19 protein-coding genes and 2 tRNA genes are annotated in these 22,451 nt (G+C 73.4%); 2 read left to right on the top strand and 19 right to left on the bottom strand.

Features of this window, described 5'->3' with window-relative positions; translation table 11 throughout:
• Positions 1–42: 42 nt before the first annotated feature.
• The 8 genes from AB0D10_RS00175 to AB0D10_RS00140 form a co-directional block, all read right to left on the bottom strand.
• Positions 43–115 (bottom strand) — tRNA-Ala (locus tag AB0D10_RS00175).
• 43 nt (positions 116–158) lie between these two features.
• A tRNA-Ala gene (locus AB0D10_RS00170) sits at positions 159–231 on the bottom strand.
• A gap of 227 nt (positions 232–458) precedes the next feature.
• Positions 459–1,109, bottom strand: coding sequence for a histidine phosphatase family protein (locus AB0D10_RS00165; RefSeq protein ID WP_360249691.1), 651 nt, complete (start codon positions 1,107–1,109; stop codon positions 459–461).
• Positions 1,106–1,564 (bottom strand): ribosome silencing factor, encoded by a 459-nt coding sequence (gene rsfS, locus AB0D10_RS00160; protein ID WP_360248638.1) that lies wholly within the window; start codon positions 1,562–1,564, stop codon positions 1,106–1,108. The genes AB0D10_RS00165 and rsfS overlap by 4 nt, the downstream gene beginning before the upstream one ends.
• Positions 1,565–1,825: 261 nt before the next feature.
• On the bottom strand, positions 1,826–3,706 hold the full coding sequence (locus tag AB0D10_RS00155; RefSeq protein ID WP_360248635.1) for an LCP family protein: 1,881 nt from the start codon (positions 3,704–3,706) through the stop codon (positions 1,826–1,828).
• 14 nt (positions 3,707–3,720) lie between these two features.
• Complete coding sequence (gene nadD, locus AB0D10_RS00150) at positions 3,721–4,353, bottom strand: nicotinate-nucleotide adenylyltransferase (RefSeq protein WP_360248632.1); 633 nt, start codon at positions 4,351–4,353, stop codon at positions 3,721–3,723.
• Positions 4,354–4,498: 145 nt separating this feature from the next.
• A complete protein-coding gene (locus tag AB0D10_RS00145) occupies positions 4,499–4,654 on the bottom strand; it encodes a hypothetical protein (RefSeq protein WP_167344219.1) in 156 nt (51 codons plus the stop codon).
• Positions 4,655–4,885: 231 nt separating this feature from the next.
• Positions 4,886–5,032 (bottom strand): hypothetical protein, encoded by a 147-nt coding sequence (locus AB0D10_RS00140; RefSeq protein ID WP_360248629.1) that lies wholly within the window; start codon positions 5,030–5,032, stop codon positions 4,886–4,888.
• A 250-nt stretch (positions 5,033–5,282) separates the two neighbouring features.
• Between AB0D10_RS00140 and AB0D10_RS00135 the strand changes: the two genes are divergently transcribed.
• A complete protein-coding gene (locus tag AB0D10_RS00135) occupies positions 5,283–6,362 on the top strand; it encodes a M48 family metallopeptidase (RefSeq protein ID WP_360248626.1) in 1,080 nt (359 codons plus the stop codon).
• A 258-nt stretch (positions 6,363–6,620) separates the two neighbouring features.
• On the opposite strand, the gene AB0D10_RS00130 is transcribed toward AB0D10_RS00135, so the two are convergent.
• The 5 genes from AB0D10_RS00130 to proB form a co-directional block, all read right to left on the bottom strand.
• Positions 6,621–7,682: a hypothetical protein gene (locus AB0D10_RS00130; protein ID WP_360248623.1), complete on the bottom strand. Its 1,062-nt coding sequence runs from the start codon at positions 7,680–7,682 to the stop codon at positions 6,621–6,623.
• 208 nt (positions 7,683–7,890) lie between these two features.
• Positions 7,891–8,469 (bottom strand): hypothetical protein, encoded by a 579-nt coding sequence (locus AB0D10_RS00125; protein WP_360248621.1) that lies wholly within the window; start codon positions 8,467–8,469, stop codon positions 7,891–7,893.
• 89 nt (positions 8,470–8,558) lie between these two features.
• A complete protein-coding gene (locus AB0D10_RS00120; protein WP_360248618.1) occupies positions 8,559–9,881 on the bottom strand; it encodes a glutamate-5-semialdehyde dehydrogenase in 1,323 nt (440 codons plus the stop codon).
• Between the two features lie 165 nt (positions 9,882–10,046).
• Positions 10,047–10,571 (bottom strand): hypothetical protein, encoded by a 525-nt coding sequence (locus tag AB0D10_RS00115; RefSeq protein ID WP_360248615.1) that lies wholly within the window; start codon positions 10,569–10,571, stop codon positions 10,047–10,049.
• A gap of 172 nt (positions 10,572–10,743) precedes the next feature.
• Entirely contained in the window at positions 10,744–11,880 is a 1,137-nt protein-coding gene (gene proB, locus AB0D10_RS00110; RefSeq protein WP_360248613.1) for a glutamate 5-kinase, read from the bottom strand.
• 314 nt (positions 11,881–12,194) lie between these two features.
• Between proB and AB0D10_RS00105 the strand changes: the two genes are divergently transcribed.
• Entirely contained in the window at positions 12,195–12,980 is a 786-nt protein-coding gene (locus AB0D10_RS00105) for a hypothetical protein (RefSeq protein ID WP_360248610.1), read from the top strand.
• 83 nt (positions 12,981–13,063) lie between these two features.
• On the opposite strand, the gene obgE is transcribed toward AB0D10_RS00105, so the two are convergent.
• The 6 genes from obgE to AB0D10_RS00075 all read right to left on the bottom strand — a co-directional run bounded on the left by obgE (position 13,064) and on the right by AB0D10_RS00075 (position 22,385).
• Positions 13,064–14,542: a GTPase ObgE gene (gene obgE, locus AB0D10_RS00100; RefSeq protein ID WP_360248607.1), complete on the bottom strand. Its 1,479-nt coding sequence runs from the start codon at positions 14,540–14,542 to the stop codon at positions 13,064–13,066.
• Between the two features lie 117 nt (positions 14,543–14,659).
• Positions 14,660–14,917 (bottom strand): 50S ribosomal protein L27, encoded by a 258-nt coding sequence (gene rpmA / locus AB0D10_RS00095; RefSeq protein ID WP_030058248.1) that lies wholly within the window; start codon positions 14,915–14,917, stop codon positions 14,660–14,662.
• Between the two features lie 14 nt (positions 14,918–14,931).
• A complete protein-coding gene (rplU, locus tag AB0D10_RS00090) occupies positions 14,932–15,249 on the bottom strand; it encodes a 50S ribosomal protein L21 (RefSeq protein ID WP_360248604.1) in 318 nt (105 codons plus the stop codon).
• 227 nt (positions 15,250–15,476) lie between these two features.
• The gene (locus tag AB0D10_RS00085) at positions 15,477–19,025 is read right to left on the bottom strand and encodes an Rne/Rng family ribonuclease (protein ID WP_360248601.1); all 3,549 of its coding nucleotides are present in this window, start codon (positions 19,023–19,025) and stop codon (positions 15,477–15,479) included.
• 396 nt (positions 19,026–19,421) lie between these two features.
• The gene (locus AB0D10_RS00080) at positions 19,422–20,222 is read right to left on the bottom strand and encodes a TIGR03936 family radical SAM-associated protein (RefSeq protein WP_360248598.1); all 801 of its coding nucleotides are present in this window, start codon (positions 20,220–20,222) and stop codon (positions 19,422–19,424) included.
• Between the two features lie 234 nt (positions 20,223–20,456).
• Complete coding sequence (locus AB0D10_RS00075; protein ID WP_360248595.1) at positions 20,457–22,385, bottom strand: TIGR03960 family B12-binding radical SAM protein; 1,929 nt, start codon at positions 22,383–22,385, stop codon at positions 20,457–20,459.
• Between the last annotated feature and the right edge of the window lie 66 nt (positions 22,386–22,451).

Here is a 22,451-nt window from a genome sequence, read left to right as displayed (position 1 = left end):
GGGAGGCCGCCACCCGATGGGTGACGGCCTCCCGAACTACTGTGGAGCTATGGGGAATTGAACCCCAGACCTCTTGCATGCCATGCAAGCGCTCTACCAACTGAGCTATAGCCCCGCGACACGGACGACCCTGGCTGACCACGACCGCCGATGCGGAGTGGAGCTATGGGGAATTGAACCCCAGACCTCTTGCATGCCATGCAAGCGCTCTACCAACTGAGCTATAGCCCCGCACTCACCGGATCTCCCGCTTCCCTTCCGGGCCGCGTTCCTTCCCTGCGAACGAGGAAGACTCTAGCTGGTCAGGGCCGGAACTGCGAAATCCGTTCCTTCGAGGCCCCCGCCCGCCCGTGCCACGTCCTCGCGGCGGGCGCCCGTACCCGGAACGCCCGAGCCGGAACACCCGAGCGGGACGCCCGAGCCGGACGCCCGCACCCGGACGCCCGTGCCGGAACCGCTCAGGTGTCGTCGCCGATGACCGGCTGCGGGAGCGTTCCCGCGTTGTGCTCCAGCAGGCGCCAGCCGCGCGATCCCTGGCCGAGCACCGACCAGCAGCAGTTGGACAGCCCGCCGAAGCGCTCCCATTGGGCCGGCTCCAGGTCGAGCAGCCGTCCGAGCATCGTGCGGATCGTCCCGCCGTGGCTGACCACGACCAGGGTGCCGTCGTCCGGCAGCTTGGCGGCGGCCTCCAGCACCACGGGCACCGAGCGGTCGGCGACCTCGGTGGCCAGCTCGCCGCCCCCGCCTCGGCGCACCGGCTCTCCGGCCGCCCAGGCCGCGTACTCCTCGGGGAAGCGTTCGCGGATCTCGGCGTTGGTCAGGCCCTGCCAGGAGCCCGCATAGGTCTCCCGCAGGCCCTCGTGGTGCGTCACGTCGAGCCCGGTGACCTTGGCGAGCTCCTCTGCGGTGCGCCGGGCGCGCTCGAGGTCCGAGGAGATCAGCAGGTCGGGGCGGAGCCCGGAGAGCAGCCGGGCGGCGCGCTGGGCCTGGAGGACGCCCTGGCCGGTCAGCTCGATGTCCGTGGTGCCCTGGAAGCGCGATTCGAGGTTCCAGGAGGTCTGACCGTGCCTCCAGAAGACGATGCGCGGGCCCCGCGCGCTGCGGCTCAGTGCAGGTCCTCGGGCTTGCCGAAGTCGTCGGCCGGGGCGACGGCGTTGCCGGCCACGTCGGTGTGGGCGTCGGGGCGGTTGCGGGAAGCCAGGGCGTCCTCGGGCAGCGTCAGCTCGGGGCAGTCCTTCCAGAGGCGGTCCAGCGAGTAGAAGGAGCGCTCCTCGGAGTGCTGGACGTGCACGACGATGTCCAGGTAGTCGAGCAGGATCCAGCGGCCATCGCGCTCGCCCTCGCGGCGCACCGGCTTGATGTCCAGCTGCTCGCGCAGCTGGTCCTCGATCTCCTCGGCGATCGCGCGGACCTGGCGGTCGTTGTTCGCGGAGGCGATCAGGAAGGCGTCGGTGATCGACAGCACCTCGCTGACGTCGAAGGCGATGATGTTGTTCGCGAGCTTGTCGGCCGCCGCCTGCGCGGCGACGGTGATGAGCTGCTGGCTGTGGTCGGTGACGGTCACGGTGTTCTTCCGGCTCGGCGGCTTGGGGCTGCGCCCCGGCGCACGGCCGGGGTCGCCTTCCAGGATCTCACGCCGCCCGGGCGGGCCCGGAACCGTTTTCCGCGCCGGCCCGGGCCGCGTGCGCCACGGACCGGCCGCCGCGCCTCCGGGCCCCGCGCGGCGGGTGCCGCCCGGGGCCGGGCCGCCGCGCGGACGCGGACCGGACCGACCGGTGGGACGGCCTGGCCGTCCCACCGCTCCGGAGCCGCCCACCGGGCCGGGCTACTGGCCCTTCGGCAGCTGGTAGTCCTTGCCGAGCACGACCAGCAGGTCCGCGTTCTGGGTGTCGCCGGTCACCTTCTTCACCGCCGTGTCCGGCAGGCCGAGGCTGGTCGCCAGCGACTTCGCCGCGGCCTGCCGGGCGTCGTCGGTGTAGCGGATCTCACTGGTGGCCTGCGCAGCGGACTTGGCGCCGCCGGGGATGAAGGTCAGGCCCGAGTTGACTATCTGGACCTGCGCGGCCGCGCTCGCCGCGTCGTTGCCGCTGGCGTCCTGCAGTGCGACCCGGGCCGGGGCGTCACCGGCGGCCGCGGACTTCACGGTGCCGCCGAGCACGTCCTTGACCTGCTTGCCCGCGGTCGCCTCGTCCAGGCTGCCGTCCGGCTTGACGGTCAGCGCGGTGGTGGAGACGTGGCCGCCCTTCGCCTGCTCGGCGAGCTGGGCGAGCACCCCGGCGAGGGCGTCCTCGGGCAGCGAGGGGTCGAGCACCGCGTTCATCCGGTGCACGTCGTCCTTGGCGTCCTTGAACTCGGTCGGCATGGTGCGCACCACCGCCTCCATGACCTGTCCGAACCGGGCCAGCTGGGCGTCCCGGTTCTCGCCGGCGTTCTGCAGGGTGGCGTACGCGACCGCGGCCTTCCCGCTGAGCATGGTGTTCTTCCCGGCCGCGGACAGCAGTTTGCCGTCCGGCTTGCCGCCCTCGTGGGTCTCGGCGTTGGTGTCCACCCGGACGCCGCCGAGCTGGGAGACCAGCAGTTCCAGGTACGGGGTGTCCAGCCGCCAGGTGCCCGCGACCGGGGCGCCGAGCACGGTGGCCAGGCCCTCCCGGGTCGCCGAGGCGCCGATGGTGTCCATGGCCTGGCCGATCGTGGTGACCGGCGGGTCGGCGGGGCCGGGCAGCCGCAGGTTGTCGGGCAGCAGCAGCACCGTGGCCTTCTTGCCGGAGGCGTCGTCGACGAGCAGCGCGCTGGACACCTTGCCCTGCAGGTCGCGCAGGTGGACGACGTTGACCTTGCGCCCGCCGGCCGCGGCGGCCGCGGTCGGCTTGTCGCCGGTGAACCACAGGTAGCCGCCGACGCCGCCCGCCGCGAGCGCCACCACCACGCCGAGGCCGATCAGCCGGTTGCGCAGCTTGCGGCGGCGCTCGGCCCGGACCTCGCTGCGGGACTCGGCGAACTTCAGCCAGTCGATGACGTCCTCGGTCTCCTCCGCCTCCTCGTCGACGAAGGTGAACTCGCCCGTGGTGTAGCTGTCCTTGGGCGCCTTGCTCCCGCCCTTGCCGCCCCGGGCCCCGGAGACCTGCTCGGACGGTGCCGCGGCCTTGGCCGGAGCCGCCTCGGCGGCGGGCCGGGACACCCGCGGCCGCGGCGTCACCGGAGCGGTCGCGGCGGTGGCCGCAGGAGCGACGGGCGCGGCGGGAGCGGCCGGCGCGGTGCCCCCCGGCTGCGCCTGCGGCTCGGCGACGACCGGGGCGGCGGCCTGGTACGGCTGCTGGTAGCCCTGGTACCCCTGCTGCCGGCCGTACGGGTCCTGGGTGTACACCGGCTGCCCGTACTGGTCGTACTGCGGCTGCTCGTACTGCCCCTGCTCGTACGACTGCTGCTGCGGGAACTGCCCGGACTGCCCGGTCTGCCCGGGTTGCCCGGGTTGCTGGTACCCGTCGTACCCCTGGTACCCCTGCTGCTGGTAGCCGTACGGGTCCTGGGTGTACACCGGCTGCCCGTACTGGTCGTACTGCGGCTGCTCGTACTGCCCCTGCTCGTACGACTGCTGCTGCGGGTGCTGCGAGTACTGGTACTCCTGGCCCTGTCCCTGGTACGGCTGCTGGTACTGCCCGGTCGACCAGTCCTCCGGCCGCTGCTGGCCGCCGCTGCGTTCGGTCATGCGCCGCTCCTGGCTCAGGTCCCGCGCGGCGCGTACAGCGCCCGCTTGTCGATGTAGCGGACCACGCCGTCCGGGACGAGGTACCAGACCGGCTCGCCCTTGGCGACCCGGTTGCGGCAGTCCGTGGAGGAGATGGCCAGCGCCGGGACCTCCACCAGGGAGACCCCGCCCACCGGAAGCCCGGCGTCCGAGAGAGTGTGCCCCGGGCGGGTGCACCCGATGAAGTGGGCCAGCGAGAAGAGCTCGTCGGAGTCGCGCCAGGACAGGATCTGGGCGAGCGCATCGGCGCCGGTGATGAAGAAGAGGTCGGCGTCCGGGTGCAGGGCGTGCAGGTCGCGCAGGGTGTCGACGGTGTAGGTGGGGCCCTTGCGGTCGATGTCGATCCGGCTGACGGAGAACTGCGGGTTCTCGGCGGTGGCGATGACCGTCATCAGGTAGCGGTCCTCGGCCGGGGTGACGTGGCGGTCGCTCTTCTGCCACGGCTGCCCGGTCGGAACGAAGATCACCTCGTCCAGGCGGAACGCGCTCGCGACCTCACTGGCGGCGACGAGGTGGCCGTGGTGGATCGGGTCGAAGGTGCCGCCCATCACGCCGAGGCGCTTCTTCACCGGTTCCGGTCCGCCGGGATTCCCGGCCTGCTCTCCCATGCCGCCACACCTTACGCGACGCCCGTTACGGTGCGGGAACGCCCGGGTGGGGGTTGCCGGCAGACCCCGTGGGGGTTGCCCGCAGATGCGTGAGGGAGCGGCCGGCCGGTGGCCGGACGCTCCCCTGGCGGTCCGCGGAGCGGGCTCAGCGGTCCCGGTTGAAGCGGGTGGTGACGAAGAGCAGGAGCAGCAGGATCACCAGGGCGGCGCCACCCGTCAGGAGCGGGTTCAGGCTGTCGTGGTTGCCCCCCTCGCCCTCGGCGAGCAGGTTCAGAACGGGGAGTGCGGCGGCAGTGCTCATGGTCGGCGGGACCTTCTCGGCTCGGTGAACGGACCTGGGGGTGGTACCGGGCCGGCGAGGGCCCACCCGTCATCGTACGGGGGGTTACGCGGCAACCGCTCGGCGGCCCACCGCCACTGACCGGGCGTGAGCCCGCACGAGCCGGACCTGGCCCGGAGGCCCTGCCGCCGGCCCGGCGGGCGACTGCACCGGGGCCGGATCAGCGACCGGACCAACCGTCCCGGCCGGGGCCTAGTTGCCGCGGAAGGCGCGGGCCATCAGCCAGACCAGCAGGCCGATGCCCACGAAGGACGCGATCACGATGATCCGCAGGAAGAGGCCCGGGCCGGCCTCGTCGGAGATGGGTGAGGCCAGGCTGACAAGCGCGTCGGTGGACATCTGCGGGGCTCCTCGAACTGCTCGGTACCGCGGCCGGGTCCGGTCTCGGTGGTCCAGGGCATTCAGGGTAAACCGGCCTCACACCGGCGCCGGCCACCGGCCCCTCCGGCGCGGCCGGGCCCGCACGTACGCTGCTCCCCGGGGACGAGTACGCAACCACGGACGTTGCACAGACAGTCGTTTCAGGCGAAGACCAGTGGGGGGCCGGCCAGCGGGCCGCAGCCGCCGTCGACCAGGAGGTACTCAGACCATGACCGACACGACCGCGAAGACCCCGAGCCGCCGCCGCGAGCGCTTCCCCGGGATCTCCACCCGGGCCTGGGAGCATCCGGCGGACCGTTCGGCGCTGGTCGCCCTGCGCAAGCTGACGGGCTTCGACGACGTCCTGAAGAAGCTCGCCGGGCTGGTCTCCGAGCGCGCGATCCGGCTGATGTTCCTGGCCACCGCGGTCAAGACCTCCGAGCGCCAGTTCCCCGAGCTGTACGACATGGTGCGCGACACCGCCTACGTGCTCGACCTGGAGCAGGTGCCGGACCTGTACGTGACCCAGGACCCGACGGTCAACGCGTTCACCATCGGCATCGACACCCCGATCATCGTGGTCACCAGCGGCCTGGTCGAGCTGCTCGACGAGGAGGAGCTGCGCTCGGTCATCGGCCACGAGGTGGGCCACGCGATGTCCGGCCACGCCGTCTACCGGACGATGCTGATGATCCTCACCAACATCGCCGCCCGGATCGCCTGGGTGCCGCTCGGCAACCTGGCGATCATGGCCATCGTCACAGCGCTCAAGGAGTGGTTCCGCAAGGCCGAGCTGTCCAGCGACCGGGCCGGCCTGCTCGCCGGGCAGGACCTCCAGGCGTCCATGCGGGCCCTGATGAAGCTGGCCGGCGGGCACAACCTGGCCGAGATGAACGTCGACGCGTTCCTGGAGCAGGCCGAGGAGTACGAGAAGGCCGGCGACCTGCGCGACGGCGTGCTCAAGCTGCTCCAGGTGCTGCCGCAGACCCACCCCTTCGCGGTGGTCCGGGTCGCGCAGCTCAAGAAGTGGGCGGAGAGCGACGAGTACCGCTCGATCATGACGGGCGCCTACCCCCGCCGCGCGGACGACCCGGACACCTCGGTCGGCGAGCAGTGGAAGGCCGCCGCCGATCACTACACGACCTCGGTGAAGGAGAGCAAGGACCCGCTGATGGGCCTGATCCGCGACGTCGCCGGCGGCGCCGCAACCGTGGGCGGCAAGCTCCGCGACACCTTCACCGGCGCCGCCCGCAGCGGCTCGAACGGGTCCAGCGGCTCGAACGGCTCGGCCGACCACGGCGACAGCTGAGCGCCGACACCCCGGGCTCCGGGCCCCGCGGCCCTGAGGCCCTGAGTCCCTGAAGCCCTCAACAGCGGCCCGCACGCCGGGCCCGCACACCGACGACGGCCGGTGGCCCACCCGGGTCACCGGCCGTCCGCCCGCCCGCCCGCTTGCCCTGACGCCGACCCGATGCTCACCCGACACCCAGCGGGAACGCCGGGAACGCCGGGCACGCAATGGAACGCCGGAAGCCCGCCGGGTGCCCCGCGACCGCCCCCCCGGGCCTCAGCTGCCCGCCAGCACCCCGCACACCTGCCACGCCGGCCTGGCGTGGTTGCCGGGGTCGACCGGCGTCGGCGGCGCGACCGCCGTGCCCTGCGCGGTGGCCAGCACCGGCTGCAGGAAGCCCGCCATCGAGGTGCCACAGGGCGCGGGCCCGGCCTGCAGCACCGAGTCCACCAGCCGCAGCTGCGCCGAGGCCAGGTCGACCCGGTCGAACTGGAAGGTCAGCTGCCGCCGCACGGTCTCCAGGGTGACGGGTGCTCCGGCCGGGGCGCCGGCCGGCTTCAGCGCGTAGACGAAGGTGTGGTCGGTGGTGATCTCCAGCGTCCCGCTGTCCGCCTCGTCGATCCGCATCGCGCCGACCACCTTCACGGTGTCCGACGCCAGCGCGGCCTGCGCCGGGTCGAAGCGGACCATCCAGCCGGTCACCGCGTGGTGCCGGTCGTCCACGGGCTGGGTCACGCTCGCATCGAACTCCGCCTGCTCACCGGGCGTGACGAAGGCGCGCACGTCCGCGGTGGCGCCCTGGACCAGGGCGGTCGGGGCGAGCGAGGAGGCGACCAGGTAGCGCTGGACGGTGTCGAGCGCCTTGGTGACCTCGACCCGGCTGAAGTGCTCGGTGGCCGCGCCGGTCGGGGTGTTCAGCCCGATGGTGCCGTCCCCGTAGCCGGCCGGCAGCGCGGCGAAGGGGTTCGCCGGGTCGGCCGCCGGGTGGACGGCCGATGCCGGGCTCAACGCGACCAGGCTGACGGTCAGTTGACTTCCCTCGGGCCGGGCAGGGACGCCCCTCGGCGAGCTGACCCCGAAGTACACCGCGGCCCCGAAGGCGGCCAGGATGAGCAGCAGCAGGGCGAGCGCCTGGCGCGGCACGGAGCCCAGCGGGCCGAGCCGGACCCGTTGCCGGGTGGCCTTGCCGAAGGAGCCCGCCAGCCGCTCCCGGGCGGACAGCTCCTGGATCCGGGCAGCACGGACGAACGATTCGTCGAAGACGACGGACCGGAATTCGTCCTCGTTGCCGGAACCGCCCTCGGGCGGACCCTCAGGAGGCTCTCGCGGGTCACCCATAACACCAGGGTAGGCGGACACCCGCGCCGCCACGAGGGTCCCTGCGCAGATTCCCGGGGACGCTCCGTGACCACCGCCCCGGGCGTGCGCCGCCCCGGGCAGCGGGATCCTGCCGAGGACGGCCCGGACCAGGCCGTCCCGGCCGACGGTGCCGGGGGCAGCGATGCCCGGGCGACGGTGTGGAGGCCGAGGCGTCCCGGGCGGCGGCCTAACCCGCGGGTGCGGTGACCAGCGACGGCTCGGCCGGCACGGGTCGCGGTTCCACCCCGGCACTGCTGCTGCCGGACCCCGGTCTGCCCGGCGTGCCCGACGAGCCCGTGCCCTGGTAGACCGCCGCGACCGCCACCGCGACCAGGCTCACGCCCATGATCACGGCGAGCACCCAGGCCACCGGCCGGTGCCAGCGCTGCTGGGCCACGTACCGGCCGCGGGCGCGCACCGGGTCGTAGCCGCGCCGCCACCGGCGTCGGCCCCGGCGGTCGGCCGACCGGCCCGGCCCCGACCACGGGTCGGGGTAGAGGTGGTCCGCGTCGAGTCCGCTCGGGTACGGGCGCAGCTCCAGCGGGAGCCCGTCTCCGGCCGAGACGTCACAGTGCCAACCCGGGCCCGCGGTGTCCGGCTCGAACCTGGCCTCGGCAGCGGCGAGTTGCCTCTCCTTGGCAGTCGGCTCGTGCACGGCGGCGGACCGGACGAAGGCCTCATCGAAGACCACGGTGGCGAACTCGTCGTCCGCACCACCGTGGTCGGCGCCGTCGGGGTACGGCAAGCCCCCCACATCCTCAGCCACGGATTCAGCGTATTACCGGGCGGGCGTTTTGTCTGTGGCTCCCGGCAGTTGGTCCGTCACACGTGTGACGGACCCGGCCGGTGCACCGCTCAGCGGACGTCCGGGGCCCCGCCGACGGTCTGCGACGCCTCGCCCCGGACGTGCCCGTCACCGGTGACGATGTACTTGGTGCTGGTCAGCTCGGGCAGGCCCATCGGGCCGCGGGCGTGCAGCTTCTGGGTGGAGATGCCGATCTCCGCGCCGAAGCCGAACTCGCCGCCGTCGGTGAAGCGGGTGGAGGCGTTGACGGCCACCGTGGTCGAGTCGACCAGCTGGGTGAAGCGCCGGGCGGCGGCCTGCGAGGTGGTGACGATCGCCTCGGTGTGGCCGGAGGACCAGCGGCGGATGTGCTCGACGGCGGCCTCCAGCGAGGGCACCACCGCTGCGGCCAGGTCCAGCGAGAGGTACTCGGCGCCCCAGTCCTCGTCGGTCGCGGGCACCGCGGTGACCGGTCCGCCCTCGGCGGCCCTGAGCACCGCCTCGTCGCCGTGCACGGTGACCCCCGCCTCGGCGAGGGCGGCCAGCGCGAGCGGCAGGAAGGCGTCCGCGACGTCCTGGTGGACCAGCAGCGTCTCGGCCGAGTTGCAGACGCTGACCCGCTGCGCCTTGGAGTTCAGCAGGATGCCGACGGCCATCGCCAGGTCGGTCTCGGCGTCCACGTAGACGTGGCAGTTGCCGGTGCCGGTCTCGATCACGGGGACGGTCGAGCCCTCGACGACGGTGCGGATCAGCGAGGCGCCGCCGCGCGGGATCAGCACGTCGACCAGGCCGCGGGCACGCATCAGCTCCTGCACGGAGTCGCGGCTCTCCCCCGGCACGAGCTGGATAGCGTCGGCAGGCAGCCCGGCCGCGGCGACGGCGTCGCGCAGGACGGCGACCAGCGCGGTGTTGGAGCGGTAGGCCGACGCGGAGCCGCGCAGCAGCACGGCGTTGCCCGACTTGAGGCAGAGTGCGGCGGCGTCGGCGGTGACGTTCGGGCGGGCCTCGTAGATGATGCCGACCACGCCGAGCGGCACCCGCACCTGCCGCACGTCCAGGCCGTTCGGCAGGGTGTAGCCGCGCACCACCTCGCCGACCGGGTCGGGCAGGCCGACGACGTCGCGCACGTCGGAGGCGATCGCGGCGATCCGCTCGTCGGTCAGGGTCAGCCGGTCGACGACCGGCTCGGCCGTCCCGGCCTCGCGGGCCCGGGCCACGTCCTCGGCGTTGGCCGCGACGATCTCCGCGCTACGGGTCACCAGCGCGTCCGCGATCGCCAGCAGCGCGGTGTCCTTGGCCCTGCGCGGCAGCGGGGCGAGCGCGGCGGCGGCCTCCCGGGCTCGGCGCGCTACGGCGAGGACGGGGCTGTCGGCGGTGGCGAGGTCGCTGGTCATGCCGCCAAGGGTAGCGACTGCGCCCGCCCCGCCCGCCCGGTATTTCGCCCGGTGAGACGCGGCCCGGGACGCGCCACCGGCCCGCACCGCCCCGGTCCGGACACCCCGTCCGGACACCCCGTCCGGACACCCCGGCACGGGCACACGCACCACCCGGCCCGGAACTCAGTACGGGTGCACGCCGCCCAGGTGCGGCGACGGCTCGCCGAAGCCCTCCGCCACCCGCTTGTGGTACGTCGCCCGGTCGACCACCTCCAACCCGACGATCTCCCACGGCGGCAGGTTCGCGGTGACCTTGTGCTCGCCCCAGAGCCGCAGCGCGATCGCCGCCGCGTCGTGCAGGTCCCGGGCTTGCTCCCAGTACCGGATCTCGGCATGGTCGGCCGCGTAGCGGGCGGTCAGGAAGAACGAGTGGTCGTGCGCCAGCCGCTCCAGCGAGACGCGCAGCGTGGACAGCGGGGTGACCTGCCCGGCCACGCTCAGCACCACGTGCCACAGCCGCGCCTGTTCGGGCACGGTGGGCGGCTCCGCCGCGTCCGTGCGCTGGGGCCGTAGCCCGCGCGCCCCGCCGGGCCTCTGGGGCGGCGGACCGGCCGGCTCGGCGGGGCCGTCCCCGCGGCCGCCGTCGATGCTGGTCAGCCGCCGGCCCGCCGTCCCTCCGGTCAGCGCTGCCTCGCGCCTGCGTTCCACCGGCGGCCTCCTGTTCGGCGATCACGTGTCGTCCCCACCGGCCCCGTCGGCCTTCGGCCGACCGGTACGGCTGCGCCCCTCCTCGCCCACGGCCGGGCCGCTCCCGGTACGGAGCGGCCCTCCGTCCGCGCTGCGCCGATCGGCCGGCGGCCGGTGCCGGCCCGCCGGCCGGTCAGCCGCGCAGAACGACCAGGTCGTCGCGGTGGACGACTTCGCGTTCGTACGCGGCGCCGAACTCCTGGGCCAGGTCGCGGGTGGACCGGCCGAGCAGGCGGGGCAACTCCCTCGCATCAAAGTTGACCAGTCCGCGAGCCACGATGTGGCCGTTTTCGGCAAGAAGGTCCACCGGATCACCCGCGGCGAACTCCCCGTCGACCTTGGTGACCCCGGCCGGCAGCAGCGAGGCACCGGCGGAGACGACCGCCTCGACGGCGCCCGCGTCCAGGTGCAGGGCGCCGCGCGGGCTGCTCGCGTGGGCCAGCCAGAGCATCCGGTCGGAGGTGCGGGCGCCGGTGCGCAGGAAGAGCGTGCCGGTGGGGCGGCCGGCCAGCGCGTCGGCCGCGTGGCTGGCCGCGGTGAGCACGACCGGGATGCCCGCGCCGGTGGCGATCCGGGCGGCCTCGACCTTGGTGACCATGCCGCCGGTGCCGACCCCGGCCTTGCCCGCGCTGCCGATCTCGATGCCGTCGAGGTCGTGCGCGCCGCTCACCCGGGCGATCCGGCTGGTGCCGGGGCGGGACGGGTCGCCGTCGTAGAGGCCGTCCACGTCGGAGAGCAGCACCAGCAGGTCGGCCCGGACGAGGTGGGCGACCAGCGCGGCGAGCCGGTCGTTGTCGCCGAACTTGATTTCGGCGGTGGCGACGGTGTCGTTCTCGTTGACGATCGGCATCGCGCCCATCGCCAGCAGCTGGTCCAGGGTGCGGTAGGCGTTGCGGTAGTGGGCACGTCGGCTGGCGTCCTCGGCGGTGAGCAGCACCTGGCCGACCCGGATGCCGTACCGGGCGAAGGACGCGGTGTAGCGGGCGACCAGCAGGCCTTGGCCGACGCTGGCGGCGGCCTGCTGGCGGGCCAGGTCCTTGGGCCGCTTGTCCAGGCCGAGCGGGGCGAGTCCGGCGGCGATGGCGCCGGAGGAGACGAGGACGACCTCCGGGGCGTCGGGGCCGCTGCGCACCTTGGCGAGTGCGTCGACCAGGGCGTCGACGCGGTCGGCGTCCAGGCCGCCGGTGGCCGTGGTGAGGGAGGAGGAGCCGACCTTGACCACGATCCGCCGTGCGGTCAGCACCTCCTCCCGCAGGGAGTCCTCGCTCATCTCGCTGTACGCCTTTCCGGTGTGGTGCGGGTACGGCGGGCCCGGGCCCGGCCGTCACTCCCGAAATCTACGCGATTCGCGCAGGTCTCCCGAAGGTCGTTTCACCGGCTGGACCCGGCCTGGTCACGGGCTTGCCACAGGCCTTCCGCCAAGCCGGATGGCTGGTATGGTCCCTGACCGAAAGCCAGATCGGGGGACGGCTTCTTGCCCGCTGGACCCATTTCGTCTTCGACCCTTCCTGTCACGAGAGGGCGGCGCCGCACTGGGCAGGCCGGCAACGGTTCGCGGTTGCGCGCCCAGGAGAAAAGCGCATCATGCGTTCGTACACCACCAAGCTGACCGTCGCCGCCCTGGCGGCGGCCACCGCTCTGTCCCTCGCAGCCTGCGGCCCGGACAACGCGGACACCCCGGCCGGTACCGGCGGCGCCACCGGTGCCGCTCCGGCTCCGACCAGCGGCGCCCCGGGCGACACCGCCGGAGGCGCGGCCACCGCGGGCGCCGGCGGCGCCGGCGCGGCCGGCGGTTCGACCGCCGCCCCGACGGGCGGTGCCACCGGCGCGGCCACGGGCGGTGCGGCCACCGGCGGCGCCGGTACGGCCGGCGCCGCGGGCGGCGGTGCCGGCGGCGGCAAGCTGCCGCAGGCCGGCACCGCCGTGAAGTTCGGCCAGCCCGCCACCGTGGACTTCGCCGACAAGACCTCGAACATCAGCACCAAGCTGGAGTTCACCGTCACCGGTGTCGTCCCGGGCTCGCTCAAGGACTTCCAGGACGCCAAGGCCAACACCACCGGCCTGGACGGCCGCGCACTGTTCTACGTCAGCTGGACCATGAAGAACCTCGGGGACACCAAGCTGTCCTTCAGCGCCCCCGATTCCAAGCTCAAGGCCTACGACGCCACCGGCAACACCGCGATGTTCGCCAACCCGGTCGGCTCGACCCCGGTCGCCAAGTGCACCACCCCGAGCTTCTCGGGTGCCACCAAGGGCGTCGAGTTCAAGGGCTGCGACATCGTCAGCTTCCCGGCCGGCGCCTCCCCGGTGATGATCGGCTACGGCGACTCCACCGACATCAGCAAGGTCCAGGCCGCCTGGACCAAGTGACGCCGCGCCACTTACGGAACGGGAACGGCCCCCGCCACCTCGACAGGTGGCGGGGGCCGTTCGCATCAGCCGGCCGGACCGGCTCAGTCCTCGTCGTCGCCCTCGTCGATGGCGGCCTGGCGGCCACCGGACAGCGCCTCGAAGGCGAGGAACTCGGCCTCGGCCGCGTCGCGGCCCTTCTGCTTCTCGCGACGGCGGTCGACCGCCGGGCGCTGGGTCTCCATGCGGTGGTCCTCACCGCGGCGGCCGAGCATCTCGGCGCCGGCGGCCATGGTCGGCTCCCAGTCGAAGACGACGGCGTTCTCGTCCGGGCCGATGATGACGGTGTCGCCCTCGTGCGCCCCGACCTTCCAGAGCTTCTCCTCGACGCCGAGGCGGGCCAGCCGGTCGGCGAGGTAGCCGACGGCCTCGTCGTTGCTGAAGTCGGTCTGGCGGACCCAGCGCTCCGGCTTGACGCCGCGGATGCGGTAGGCGCCGTCCTCCTCGGTGATGGTGAAGCCCGCGTCGTCGACGGCCACCGGCCGCAGCACGATCCGGGTGGACTCCTCGGCCGGCTTGGCGGCACGCGCCTCGGCGACGATCTTCGCCACCGCGAAGCTCAGCTCGCGCAGGCCCTTGCGGGAGGCGGCGGAGACCTCGAACACCTGGTAGCCGCGCTCCTCCAGGGAGGCGCGGGTCAGGTCGGCGATGTCCTGGCCGTCCGGCACGTCCACCTTGTTGAGCGCGACCAGGCGCGGCCGGTCCTCCAGGCCGCCGTACTCGGCGAGCTCGGACTCGATGGTCTCCAGGTCGCTCAGCGGGTCGCGGCCGGGCTCCAGGGTGGCGCAGTCCAGCACGTGGACCAGCACCGAACAGCGCTCGACGTGCCGCAGGAACTCCAGGCCCAGGCCGCGGCCCTGGCTGGCGCCCGGGATCAGGCCGGGCACGTCGGCGATGGTGTAGACGGTGTCGCCCGCGGTGACCACCCCGAGGTTGGGGATCAGGGTGGTGAACGGGTAGTCCGCGATCTTCGGCTTGGCGGCGGAGAGCACCGAGATCAGCGAGGACTTGCCGGCGCTCGGGTAGCCCACCAGGGCCACGTCGGCGACGGACTTGAGCTCCATGACGATGTCACGGGACTCACCGGGCTCGCCGAGCAGCGCGAAGCCGGGCGCCTTGCGGCGGGCCGAGGCCAGCGCGGCGTTGCCGAGGCCGCCGCGGCCGCCCTGGGCGGCGACGAAGCTGGTGCCGTGACCGACCAGGTCGGCCAGGACGTTGCCCTTGCGGTCCAGCACCACGGTGCCGTCCGGTACGAGGAGGACGAGGTCCTCGCCGATCGCGCCGGTGCGGTTGCCGCCCGCGCCCGGCTTGCCGTTGGTGGCCTTGCGCTTGGGCGAGTGGTGGTACTCGAGCAGGGTGGTGACCTGCGAGTCCACGGTGAGGATGACGCTGCCGCCCTCACCGCCGTTGCCGCCGTCCGGGCCGCCGAGCGGCTTGAACTTCTCGCGGTGCACGGAGGCGCAGCCGTGGCCCCCGTTACCCGCGGCGACGTGAAGTTCGACGCGGTCCACGAAGGTGGTCATGGGTGTGCCTCCAGTGCGCGAGAGTCTGCTTGCTACTGCGTAAAGCGTGAAGGGTGGACCGGAGAATTCCGGCCCACCCTTCACTGTGAGTCATGCGACTCGGGAGTCCGTTCGGACTCAGGCCTCGACGGCCACGATGTTGACGACCTTGCGGCCGCGGCGGTTGCCGAACTGCACGGCACCGGCGGTCAGCGCGAACAGGGTGTCGTCGCCACCGCGACCGACGCCCGCACCCGGGTGGAAGTGGGTGCCGCGCTGGCGGACGAGGATCTCGCCGGCCGAGACGACCTGGCCGCCGAAGCGCTTCACGCCGAGGCGCTGGGCGTTCGAGTCACGGCCGTTACGGGTAGAGCTTGCGCCCTTCTTGTGTGCCATATCTCGCTATCCCCTTACTTGCTGACCGAGTCGATGCTGGTGATGCGCACCGCGGTGTGCTGCTGGCGGTGGCCCTGACGGCGGCGGTAGCCGGTCTTGTTCTTGTAACGCAGGATGACGATCTTGTCACCCTTGGTCTGGTCGACCACCTCGGCGTGAGCCTTCACGCCGGCCAGGACCCACGGGTCGGAGGTGACGGCGTCACCGTCGACGACGAGGATGGTCGAGAGCTCGACCGAGTCACCCGCCTTGGCCTCGATGCGGTCGATCTCCAGCACGTCGCCCACGGCGACCTTGTGCTGGCGGCCGCCTGCGCGAACGATCGCGTACATGCGGTACCTGCTTTCCTTGCTCGGTCGGAACCCCCGACGCCAGCTGCCTGGGTACGGACACAGGAGCCTCTCCCCGGCCCTCCGCGCGAACGCGGCGACCCGGGAAGGTGATGTGCTCGGGAGCATGGCGTAGACACGCCGATGGTCAAGAATACGGACCGGCCGCCCGGGGGGCAAACCGGCCCGTACGGCCCGGGGCGGGATGGCTCCCGCCCCGGGCGTGGGCACTACTCGGACGCCGTATCACCCTCGGCGGCCGCGGCCTTCTTGGCCGCCGCGCTGGTCCGCTTGGTGGCGGTCTTGCGGGCGGTGGTCTTCTTGGCCGCCGCGGTCGTCTTCTTGGCGGCGGTCTTCTTGGCGGCGGTCTTGCGGGCGGCCCGCTTCTTCGGCGCCGGCGCCTCCTCGGCGGCGGCCTCCTCGCTCGGGGCCTCCTCGGTCGGGGCGGCGGGAGCCTCGGGGGCCTCCACGGCCGGGGTCTCGACGACCTCGGCCTCCGCGATGACGACCGGCTCGGCGGCGGCCGGGGCCGCGGCCTCCAGGGCCGCCTCGAGCGCCGCCTCGGCCTTCGCCTGCAGCACCACGATCTCGGCGGCGACCGGCGAACCGGCCGGGGCCGTCGCCTTGCGCACCGCGCGGCGGCGCGGACGGCCCGCCGGAGCGGCGACCGGGGCCTCGGCCACCGGCGCCTCGACGACCGGGGCCTCGACGGCCTCGTCGCCCGGAACCTCCAGGGCCAGCTGGCCCTCGATCTCCTCGCGCACCGGCTCGCCCGGCAACTCGGCGACGGCAGCCTCGACGACCCGCGTGACCTGCTCGGCGGCCTCGGCCGCCGCCTCGGTCACACCGGCCTCGACGGCCTGCGACTCCTCCTGGCCCGCGCCGCCCTTGCCCCGGCGACGGCGCTTGCCACCGCCCTGGGCGGCCTCGCCCGCCGGGGCGGACGGGGCGTGGACGTGGGCGCTCGGCTGCTCCATGTGGACGATCACACCGCGACCGTTGCAGTGCACGCAGGCCTCGGAGAAGGACTCCAGCAGGCCCTGGCCGACCCGCTTGCGGGTCATCTGGACCAGGCCCAGCGAGGTGACCTCCGCCACCTGGTGCTTGGTCCGGTCCCGGCCCAGGCACTCCAGCAGGCGGCGCAGCACCAGGTCGCGGTTGGACTCCAGCACCATGTCGATGAAGTCGATCACGATGATGCCGCCGAGGTCGCGCAGCCGCAGCTGGCGCACGATCTCCTCGGCCGCCTCGATGTTGTTGCGAGTGACCGTCTCCTCCAGGTTGCCGCCCTGGCCGACGAACTTCCCGGTGTTGACGTCGATGACGACCATCGCCTCGGTGCGGTCGATCACCAGGGAACCGCCGCTGGGCAGCCAGACCTTGCGGTCCAGCGCCTTCATCAGCTGCTCGTCGATCCGGTAGGTGGCGAACACGTCCACCTCGGAGGTCCAGCGCTGGAGCCGGCCGGCGAGATCCGGGGCCACGTTGGAGACGTACTCGTGGATGGTCCCCCACGCCTCGTCACCGGAGACGATGACCTTGGTGAAGTCCTCGTTGAAGATGTCGCGGACGACCCGGACGGTCATGTCCGGCTCGCCGTACAGCAGCGCCGGGGCGTTGCCGGTGGCGGCCTTCTTCTGGATGTCCTCCCACTGCTGCTGGAGGCGCTGGACGTCGCGGGTCAGCTCCTCCTCGGAGGCGCCCTCGGCGGCGGTGCGCACGATGACGCCCGCGTCGTCCGGAACGATCTTCTTGAGGATCTGCTTCAGACGGGCCCGCTCGTTCTCGGGCAGCTTGCGCGAGATGCCGGTCATCGAGCCCTCGGGCACGTACACCAGGTAGCGGCCGGGCAGCGAGATCTGGCTGGTCAGACGGGCGCCCTTGTGGCCGATCGGGTCCTTGGAGACCTGGACCAGCACGGACTGGCCGGACTTCAGCACCGACTCGATCCGGCGCGGGCCACCGTGGCCCAGCGCACCGAAGTTGACCTCACCGGCGTACAGCACCGCGTTGCGGCCCTTGCCGATGTCGACGAAGGCAGCCTCCATCGACGGCAGCACGTTCTGGACCTTGCCCAGGTAGACGTTGCCGACGTACGAGGTGGCCTGCTCCTTGTTGACGTAGTGCTCGACCAGGACGCCGTCCTCAAGGACGCCGATCTGGGTGCGCTGGCCGTTCTGGCGCACCACCATGACGCGCTCGACCGACTCGCGGCGGGCCAGGAACTCGGCCTCGGTGATGATCGGCACCCGGCGGCGGCCCAGCTCGCGGCCCTCGCGGCGGCGCTGCTTCTTCGCCTCCAGACGGGTCGAGCCCTTGATGGACTGCACCTCGTCCGGGTCGAAGGACGGCTCGGTGGAGCGGCGGCGCGGCTCGCGCACCTTCACCACCGTGCGGACGCCGTCCTCGGTGGTCTCGGCGGTCTCGACGGCGCCGGCCTCACCGCTGCGGCGGCGACGACGACGGCGACGACGCGACGAGGACAGGCCGGCGGCCAGGTCGTCGTCGTCCTCGTCCTCCTCCTCGGCGACGGCCTGGGCCGGCTCCTCGGGGGTGGGCTGCTCGGTCTCGGCGGCCTCGAACTCCTCGGCCTCGCCACGGCGACGGCGGCGGCCGCCACGACGGCGACGGCGCGACGGACGGTCGTCCTCCCAGTCGCCCTCGGTGTCCGGACCGGCGGCGGGGGTCTCCTCGACGGGCTCCTCGACGGCCGGCTGCTCGACCGGGGCGGCGGCGACCGGCGCCGGAGCGGCCTGCGCGGGGGCGGGCTGCACGGGCGCGGCCTGGGCCGCGGCGGCCTGCGTCCTGGCGGCCGTAGCCTTGGCGGCCGACTTGCGGCGGCCCGGCTCGACGCGGGCGCGGACCCGGCGGCGGCGGCCGACGCCGCTGTACTCGAACTCGTCCTCCTCGTCGCGCTCCGCGACGGCCGGGGCCTCGACCGGCGCCGGGACGGCGGCGGCGGCGGGCTGCTGCTGCTGCTGCGCGGACGGTGCGACGTAGGGGGCCGGCTCCTGGAACACCGGGGCCTGGAAGACCGCAGTGGCCGGACGGACGGCGCGACGGCGCACCCGGTGGTGCGGCTCGGCCTCGACGGCCGGGGCGGGGGGCGCGGCCACCGGCTCGGCGGCGGCCTCCTCCTCGGACTCCTCCGCGACGACGGGCTCCTCGGCCGGCGGCTCCTCGACCGGGGCCTCGACGACCGGCGCGGCCTCGACCACGCGACGGCGGCGGGGGCGACGGGCCGGAGCCTCCTCGGCCACCGGCTCGGCAGCGGGGGCGGCGACAGGAGCAGGGGTCTCGGCGGGCTCCTCGGCAGCGGGCTCCTCGGCGGCCGGCGCACCGGCCGGGGCCTCGGCCCGCTTGCGGGTGCGGCGGGCCCGGACGGGCTTCTCCGCCTTCTCGTCCTTCTTCTCGGCCTGCGCCTCGACGGCGGTCTCCGCCGCCGGGGCCTCGGCGGCCTCGGGCGCGGTGACCACGATCGCGGACGCCTCGGGCGCACCGGCCGGCGCCTCGGCGCGCTTGCGGGTGCGGCGGGCCCGGACCGGCTTCTCGGCGGCGGGGGTCTCCGCGGCCGGAGCCGGGGCGGTCCCGGCCGCCGGCGCCTCGGCCGGCAGGACGGTCTCGGCGGCGTCGGCGGCGGCGCCCTGCGGGGTGCCCGCCGGGCGGGACACCGCGCGGCGACGACGGCGCGGCGGCGCGGCGGACGCGCCCTCGCTGCCGGTCGCGGTGGTTTCGTTCGGTTCCGTGGCCGCAGTCTGCGGATCGGTGTTATCGAGCATGCGGGTGGATCTCCCGTCAGGCCCCCGGGCTCCGCATCCGGGCACGGCACGGCACCGGTGGGCGGCCGGCATCGCGAGGATGCTCGGGCCGGACCCTTTCACGGTGCCGCCGCGCGGACGCGAGGCCGCACAGGGGCTCGTAGTCTCGCTCGGCGCCCCGCGCTCGGCGGGGTGTCGAAAGTCTTCTGGTTCTGACCAGTCTTCTGAGGTTTTCCCAAGCTGCGCCGTCCCCCAACCCCGGGTGGCTCCCGGACCGGGTCCCGGGCCCACCGGCCTTCGTGGCCGGCAGGCCCCGGTTGGCAGGCCTGTGCTGCGACGACGCTCGCTCCCCTGGGGAGCCGCGGGAACCCTGGAGGACCATCGGGTCCAGTGAGTACTGGACCCGGCCTCCGCCCGCTAGGCGGGCGCGGTAGCGCGCGGCCCGGCGCCCGGCTCCGAGCCGGCCTGGGCCGCGGCGCGGTCGAGCGCCAGCGGGTCGGTCACCGTGCCGGTCCCCTCGTCGAGCGGCCCCTGCGCCAGCCTGGTCACCTCTGCGGGGACCGGCGGCGCCAGGTCGGCCGTCGCACGGAGACCGGACAATACGTCGTCGGGTCGTACGGCGGGTGTGGCGTGTCGTACTACCAGGCGCAGTATCGCACAGGGACGGCCGGTCCGAACATCGCGGTCGGTTCCGGCCTCCGTGTCCGCACCGCCGTCGACCTGGGGCGGGACGATCTGGAGTGCCGCCACCGCACCGCGCGCGTCGAAGACCCGCACGCCGTTCTTGGTGAGGCGTTCGACCTCGACGCGCTCCTCGGCGAGGAAGCGCGCCACCGCGGCGGCGGCCTCGTCCGGCTCGACGCCGTCCAGCCGGACCAGCCACTCGGAGGCCTCCAGGCGCTCCACGAAGTTCGGCGTCCGCACCTCGACCGCGTCGATCACGTCCAGGCCCGTCGGCAGCGACTCGTCCAGTTGCGCCCGGAGCTGTTCGGGGTCGCGAACGGCGGCCAGGCCGATCTCCAGGTACTCCGCCTCGCTCGCCACCCCGGTGGGGGCCGCGTTGGCGTAGGAGACCTTCGGGTGCGGGGTGAAGCCGGCCGAGTAGGCCATCGGAACGGCGGACCGGCGCAGGGCGCGCTCGAAGGCGCGCTGGAAGTCGCGGTGGCTGGTGAAGCGGAGCCGGCCGCGCTTGGTGTAGCGGAGACGAATCCGCTGCACCGTCGGCGCGGGCGGCGGACCGTCGGGCGTACGGCGTGCCAGGGTCGCTCAGTCCTTAGTCAGTTGTCCCCGTCCGGCGCGGCGCGTTCCCGCCACTGCCCGGACTCTGTCACCTCAAAGGGTACGCGCCCCGCCGCCCCCCTCGCTCCGCCCCTGGTCAGCCGCATGCCCGCGACCCCCGGCCGGAGGTTCCGGCCGGGGGTCGCGGGTGTGGCAACCGTCACTTGTCGGCGACTACTTGTTGACGACCGTCAGCGGCAGCATCTTCTTGCCCGTCGGGCCGATCTGGATGTGGGTGTCCATCTGCGGACACACCCCGCAGTCGAAGCACGGCGTCCAGCGGCAGTCGTCGACCTCGACCTCCTCCAGCGCGTCCTGCCAGTCCTCCCAGAGCCAGTCCTTGTCGAGGCCGCTGTCCAGGTGGTCCCAGGGCAGCACCTCCTCGTAGGTGCGCTCGCGGGTGGTGTACCAGTCGACGTCGACGCCGGTGCCGGCCAGGCCCTTGTCGGCGCAGGCGATCCAGCGGTCGTACGAGAAGTACTCGCGCCAGCCGTCGAAGCGGCCGCCGTCCTCGTAGACCGCGCGGATCACCGCGCCGACGCGGCGGTCGCCGCGGGAGAGCAGGCCCTCGATGATGCCCGGCTTGCCGTCGTGGTAGCGGTAGCCGATGTTCTTGCCGTACTTGCGGTCGCCGCGGATCGAGTCGCGCAGCTTGGCCAGGCGGGCGTCGGTGGCTTCGGCGGACAGCTGCGGGGCCCACTGGAACGGGGTGTGCGGCTTGGGCACGAACCCGCCGATGGAGACGGTGCAGCGGATGTCGTTCTGGCCGGTGACCTCGCGGCCCTTCTGGATGACGTTCTTCGCCATCTCGCCGATCTGGAGCACGTCCTCGTCGGTCTCGGTCGGCAGGCCGCACATGAAGTACAGCTTCACCTGGCGCCAGCCGTTGCCGTAGGCGGTGGCGACGGTGCGGATCAGGTCCTCCTCCGACACCATCTTGTTGATCACCTTGCGCATGCGCTCGCTGCCGCCCTCGGGGGCGAAGGTGAGGCCCGAGCGGCGCCCGTTGCGGGACAGCTCGTTGGCGAGGTCGATGTTGAAGGCGTCGACGCGGGTGGACGGCAGCGACAGGCCGATCTTGTCCTCGGTGTAGCGGTCCGCGAGGCCCTTGGCGATGTCGCCGATCTCGGTGTGGTCGGCGCTGGACAGCGACAGCAGGCCGACCTCCTCGAAGCCGGTGGCCTTCAGCCCGCGCTCGACCATCTCGCCGATGCCGGTGATGCTTCGCTCCCGCACGGGGCGCGTGATCATGCCGGCCTGGCAGAAGCGGCAGCCGCGGGTGCAGCCGCGGAAGATCTCCACGGACATCCGCTCGTGCACCGTCTCGGCGAGCGGGACCAGCGGCTGCTTGGGGTACGGCCACTCGTCCAGGTCCATCACGGTGTGCTTGGACACCCGCCACGGCACGCCCGGGGCGTTCGGGACGACGCGGCCGATCCGGCCGTCGGCCAGGTACTCCACGTCGTAGAACTTGGGGACGTAGACCCCGCCGGTGCGGGCCAGGCGCAGCAGCACCTCGTCGCGCCCGCCCGGGCGGCCCTCGGCCTTCCAGGCGCGGACGACCTCGGTGATGTCGAGCACGGCCTGCTCGCCGTCGCCGACCACGGCGCAGTCGAGGAAGTCGGCGATCGGCTCCGGGTTGAAGGCCGCGTGGCCGCCGGCGAGGACGATCGGGTCCTCGTCGGTGCGGTCCTTGGCCTCCAGCGGGATGCCGGCCAGGTCGAGCGCGGTCAGCATGTTGGTGTAGCCGAGCTCGGTGGAGAACGACAGGCCGAACACGTCGAAGGCCTTCACCGGGCGGTGGGCGTCGACGGTGAACTGCGGGACGCCGTGCTCGCGCATCAGCGCTTCCAGGTCCGGCCAGACGCTGTAGGTGCGCTCGGCGAGCACGCCCTCGCGCTCGTTCAGCACCTCGTAGAGGATCATGACGCCCTGGTTGGGCAGCCCGACCTCGTAGGCGTCGGGGTACATCAGTGCCCAGCGGACGTCGCAGGCGTCCCAGTCCTTGACGGTCGAGTTGAGCTCGCCGCCGACGTACTGGATCGGCTTCTGGACGTGCGGGAGGAGGGCCTCCAGGCGTGGGAAGACCGATTCGACAGTCATGTACTAGGAACCCTTACGACGTGATTCGGTGCCGCGAGTCGGCACGGGAGGGGTGACCCTCAAGGG

It is taken from the genome of Kitasatospora sp. NPDC048545, assembly GCF_040651155.1.
Classification (GTDB): Bacteria; Actinomycetota; Actinomycetes; order Streptomycetales; family Streptomycetaceae; genus Kitasatospora.
Note: the sequence above shows the minus strand (reverse complement) of the source record. Positions and strands in the feature narration are given on the sequence as shown.